General features: G+C 36.1%; 3 protein-coding genes. 2 read left to right on the plus strand and 1 reads right to left on the minus strand.

Annotated elements, in window-relative coordinates; genetic code table 11:
• Window positions 1-2,315 (plus strand): penicillin-binding protein 1A (locus AC07XN_RS23295; RefSeq protein WP_494744795.1); only part of this gene is annotated, 2,315 nt, incomplete at its 5' end.
• Between the two features lie 71 nt (window positions 2,316-2,386).
• Window positions 2,387-3,403 (plus strand): GntR family transcriptional regulator, encoded by a 1,017-nt coding sequence (locus AC07XN_RS23300; protein ID WP_309922494.1) that lies wholly within the window; start codon window positions 2,387-2,389, stop codon window positions 3,401-3,403.
• A gap of 37 nt (window positions 3,404-3,440) precedes the next feature.
• On the opposite strand, the gene uvrC is transcribed toward AC07XN_RS23300, so the two are convergent.
• Window positions 3,441-5,252, minus strand: a complete 1,812-nt coding sequence (uvrC, locus tag AC07XN_RS23305; protein WP_309922491.1) for an excinuclease ABC subunit UvrC — start codon at window positions 5,250-5,252, stop codon at window positions 3,441-3,443.
• Window positions 5,253-5,259 lie beyond the last annotated feature (7 nt).

A 5,259-nucleotide genomic window follows, 5' to 3' on the forward strand; every position in this document is an offset into this window, starting at 1 on the left:
AAACTGGTAAATACAAACAAATAATTATACGGCTATGGAGGCTGTCGATTATTGGTTTTGTTGCTTTTATACTCTATATCTTTGCTGTTCAATATAACTTCTTATGGCTTTTTGGCGGGATGCCTAGTTTACAAGAACTAGAAAACCCAAAGAGTCAGATTGCCTCTGTTTTGATTTCTGAAGATGGTGTAGAATTAGAAAAATATTTCCGTGAAAACCGCTCGCCGATTGAATATGAAGAGCTTTCTCCTAATATCATCAATGCTTTAATTTCAACAGAGGATGCTCGTTTTACACAGCACTCTGGGATTGATTTAAGAAGTACTTTCAGGGTTATAACACATTTTGGTAGAGCTGGTGGAGGAAGTACGCTTTCACAGCAATTAGCCAAAAACCTTTTTGATACACGTAGGCTAGACCCAACTGAGGAGGGCCCAAGCTATAAAGGATTGCTAGCGAAAATCCCATTAGTCAGAACGATAATTGCTAAAACTAAGGAATGGATTTTAGCCATTCGTTTAGAAAGTCGTTATACCAAACAAGAAATACTTAAGATGTATTTAAACGAAGTAGAGTTTGGAAATAATGCTTATGGAATTAGAGTGGCTTGTAAAACATACTTTGGGAAAAGTGTCGGAAATGTGTCGGTAAAAGAAGCCGCAACTTTGGTAGGAATGCTACAAAACCCTGTTATGTACGACCCTCGTCGTCATCCAGAAAGATGTCTTGTTCGTCGAAACGTTGTGCTAAGTCAGATGAATAAATATGAGCATCTATCGGATGGAGAGATGCTATCCTTGCAAAACGAACCCTTGGAGTTGAAATTTAAGGTGGAAAATCAAAACACAGGACAGGCTCCTTATTTCCGTGAAGCGTTAAAAAAACAATTACAAGAGATTATTGCTGATATTAATTCAACCAGAGACGATGACGACCAGTTGAACCTATATACCAGTGGCTTAAGGATTCATACGACCATTGATTCAAGATTACAGGCCTATGCTCAAACATCTTTAGAAGACCACATGAAGGCCGAGCAAAAGTTGTTTTATGCACACTGGAAAGGCAGAAACCCGTGGGTTGATGAAAGAATGCATGAAATCAAAGGGTTCTTGAAAAGTGCCATGAAACGTACTCAACGTTATAAAGCATTGATGGAAGAATTGGATGGAGATGAAGAGGCTGTTTGGAAGGTATTGAAAACACCTGTGAAAATGACGGTGTTTTCTTGGCAAGGAGATAGAGATACTACTTTATCACCCCTTGATTCTATGAGTTACTACAAAAGAATCTTGAATTGTGGATTCATGGCGATGAATCCAAACGATGGGCATATCAAAGCTTGGGTAGGAGGAATAAATTTTAAATATTTTAAGTTTGATCACGTAAGACAAAGTAAACGCCAACCGGGCTCTACTTTCAAACCATTTGTGTATGCGAGTGCTCTTGAAAATGATGCGGTAAGTTTGTGTGAAAATGTAGTTGATGAACCAGTAACTTTTGGCCCGGAAGATGGAATAGATAGACCGTGGACACCACAAAACTCTACAGGTAGTTATTCTTATGCTTCAATGCCACTTCGACATGCCATGGGGCTTTCAATTAACTCGGTTGCTGCTAAATTAATGAAATTGTTAGGAGCAAGAAAAATAGCAGAATTTGCCAACAGGGTGGGTATTCAGAGTAGTTTGATGGAAGTTCCTGCTTTATGTTTGGGTGCTAGCGAGGTTTCGGTATATGAACAAGTGGCAGCCTATAGTACTTTTATCAACCAAGGCTATCGTATTGAACCTATCATGATTTTGAGTATTGAAGATAAAAACGGGAATGAATTAAGACGTTTTGAAACTACTACCAAGCAAGTAATTAGTGCTGATTTAGCCTACAAAATGACTTATATGTTAAAAGGGGCTGTGCAAGAATCAGGCGGAACGGCTCAAGGATTGAACAGATATAACTGTGCACAAGGCAACGATATTGGAGCAAAAACAGGTACTACGTCTAATTACTCAGATGGTTGGTTTATGGGGGTTACTCAAAACTTAGTAGCTGGTGTTTGGGTAGGTGGCGACGATAGAAGTATTCACTTTAGAAGCTTGGCACTTGGGCAAGGAGCAAAAATGGCTATGCCTGCTTATGCTAATTTTATGGATAAAGTATATGCTAACCAGTCTTTGGCAATAGCAGGTTTTAAGAAAGAACCTTTCAAAAAACCTGACGGGGCAGATTTAGGGTGTAACTCTTATACCGTAGATTCAACGCAAGTACAAATGCCTACTGCTAAACCCAAAGAAGAAGAAGGCTTTTTGAAATAAAATCTTGAATTTTCGATTCATTTAAATTTGGAGAGAGAATGAGTGTAAAAATTGTCGATTAAACCCCATCAATGAAAAATAAATTACAAATCGAGCCTAAAGCTCAAAAACCAAAATATCAACAAATTGTAGATGAAATCATTGAGAGAATCCAACAAGGAGTTTTAAAAAGAGGTGACCAACTCCCGACAATTAATGATATTACGGCGTCTTTGGGTGTTGCTAGGATGACAGTAATTCGAGCCTATGAAGAGCTTCGAGAAAGAGGAATTGTGGCTGCACAGCATGGTAAGGGATATTATGTTGCTTCAACTAATATTCAGGCTTCCATGCACGTTTTTGTGCTTTTTGATGCCATGAACTCTTATAAAGAAGTGCTTTTCCATGCCATGAAAGAGGCACTAGGAGAAAATGTTTCTATTGATTTGTTTTTTCATTATCACGATTTGAAAGTTTTTGAAAACGTAATTATTAATAATATTGGTAATTATAATTTCTATATTATCATGCCTCACTTTAATGAGGATGTATCGGATATTGTTACGCAAATATCTAAAGACAAATTATTGATTTTAGATATTGATGTCGAGCAACTGGATGAAGAATATGCAGTTTTATACCAAGATTTTGAGCAGAACTTTTATCAGGGACTTACAGAAGCGATTCCTATGTTGAATAAATACGAAAGTTTAACATTGTTCTTGAGTAAAAACCAGTTTCAGTATACGCCTAAAGGCATTATAAAAGGGTTTAGTAAATTCTGTGAAGCACACAACGTAATAGGCGAAGTAGTGGATAACCTCGATGTTGAAAACCTTCAGAAAGGACACGCATACATACTTTTTTTAGAGAATGACTTGGTTCGTTTTGTTAATTATACCCATAAAAAACAGTTGAAACTAGGGGAGGAGATAGGCTTACTCTCTTATGATGATACACCGATTAAAGAAATCTTAGCTGAAAATGGTATTACTACTATCTCAAATGACTTTGTTCAGATGGGGAAAATGGTTGGAAGAATGGTGCATAATAGGCAAAAAGGAAAGATTGCTAGCGCAAGCTCACTAATCGTAAGAGGTTCCTTATAACATCATCCATAGAAGAATGATGTTATAAAGACTACCATTATTGATCGTTAATTACTTTTAATTGCTCTTTTAATTTTAAAGCTTTTGCTTTGCCTAATAGGGTTTCTAAATCCTCAGAAGTAGCTTTATAAATATTACTTACTGTACCAAAGTGCTTCAATAGTTTTTCGGCTGTATTTTTCCCGATACCATCAATGCTTTCTAATTGACTAATAATAAAGTTTTTAGAACGCTTATCTCTGTGTTTCGTAATACCAAATCTATGAGCTTCATCACGAAGACGTTGTATTAATTTAAGCGATTCCGACTTTTTATCAATATATAGTGGAATACTATCCTCAGGGAAATAAATTTCTTCTAGTCGTTTGGCTATACCAATAATCGGAATTTTTCCATAGAGTCCTAAGTTTTTCAATGCATCTGCCGAAGCACTTAACTGTCCTTTGCCACCATCTATAATAATCAAATCAGGTAAATCTGCTTCTTCCTGAAGTAACCTTGAATACCTCCGCGTAACTACTTCGTTCATGGTAGCAAAATCATTAGGCCCTTCAACAGTTTTGGGAGTAAAATGCCGATAGTCTTTTTTAGAGGGTATTCCATTCTTAAAGCACACCATTGCGGATACAGGATTTGTGCCTTGAATATTAGAGTTATCAAAGCACTCGATATGGCGTGGGATTGACTTTAATTGCAAGTCATTTTTTAAGGTAAGTAAAATCCTCATTTTTGCATCACCTGCACTTTCCTCAGATGCTTGTCGGTCGGCCTTTTCTTTCTTGAAGTACAACACATTTTTCAAAGACATCTCCAAAAGCTTTTTCTTATCTCCAATTTGCGGAATGGTATTTTCAACACCTTTCAACTCAACTGATAAAGGGATATTCGTAATTACCTCTTTCGCTTCGCTTTCATACTTATCACGCATTTCCCATACCATCATAGTCAATATATCTTCATCGGTTTCATCCAACTTTTTCTTTACTTCTAACGACTGAGTCTGCGTAATAAAGCCATTCAATACTTTCATGAAATTAAAATAGAAAGCATTTTCGTCGGAAACAATCGAAAATACATCAACATCCCTGATATTAGGATTGACCACCGTTGATTTACTCTGAAAGTTAACAAGATAAGCCAATTTTTCTTTAAACTCCTGTGCTTCTTCAAAGGCTAGCTTAGAGGCAGCTTCTTGCATTTTCTCTTCAAAATATTGCTTAGGAAGGCTCATATTACCTTTCAAAATATTCTTAGCTTGGTCTATTTCCTTAAGATAATCTTTTTCAGTTTGTAATCCTTCGCAGGGGCCTTTACAATTCCCAATATGGTATTCTAAACATACTTTAAATTTTCTGTCTTGAATATTTTTATGATTAAGGTTCAAATTGCACGTTCGAAAAGTGTATAGCTGATTAAACATTTCAAGGATAGCATACATTGCTTTTTGATTAGCAAAAGGGCCAAAGAAAGTCCCCATTTTTTTATCAACCCTTCTGATAGTAATAATTTTTGGGAAAGGCTCATTGGTCACACAGATGAAGGGGTACATCTTATCATCCCTCAACAAAATATTGTATTTAGGCTGAAACTTTTTGATAAGGGTATTTTCTAAAAGTAAGGCATCGAACTCCGTGTGAACAATAGTAAATTCAAGATTTCTGATTTGACTAACTAAACGTTTGGTCTTTCTATCATGCTGATTTGATTTGGCAAAATAACTACTTACTCTATTTTTTAAATTCTTGGCTTTTCCTACATAAATAACAGTTCCTTCTTCGTCGAAATATCTATATACCCCTGGCAATTCAGGAACTTTAGCTAAAGCACTTTTATAATCAAACTCATCCATATTATTT

The sequence above is a fragment of the Arcicella sp. GW458-12-2-14-TSB2 genome (genome assembly GCF_059423785.1).

Excerpts from the sequence above, each read along its gene's own strand:
- uvrC (WP_309922491.1), bottom strand. The coding sequence starts at position 5,252 with ATGGATGAGTTTGATTATAAAAGTGCTTTAGCTAAAGTTCCTGAATTG.
- AC07XN_RS23300 (WP_309922494.1), top strand. The coding sequence starts at position 2,387 with ATGAAAAATAAATTACAAATCGAGCCTAAAGCTCAAAAACCAAAATAT.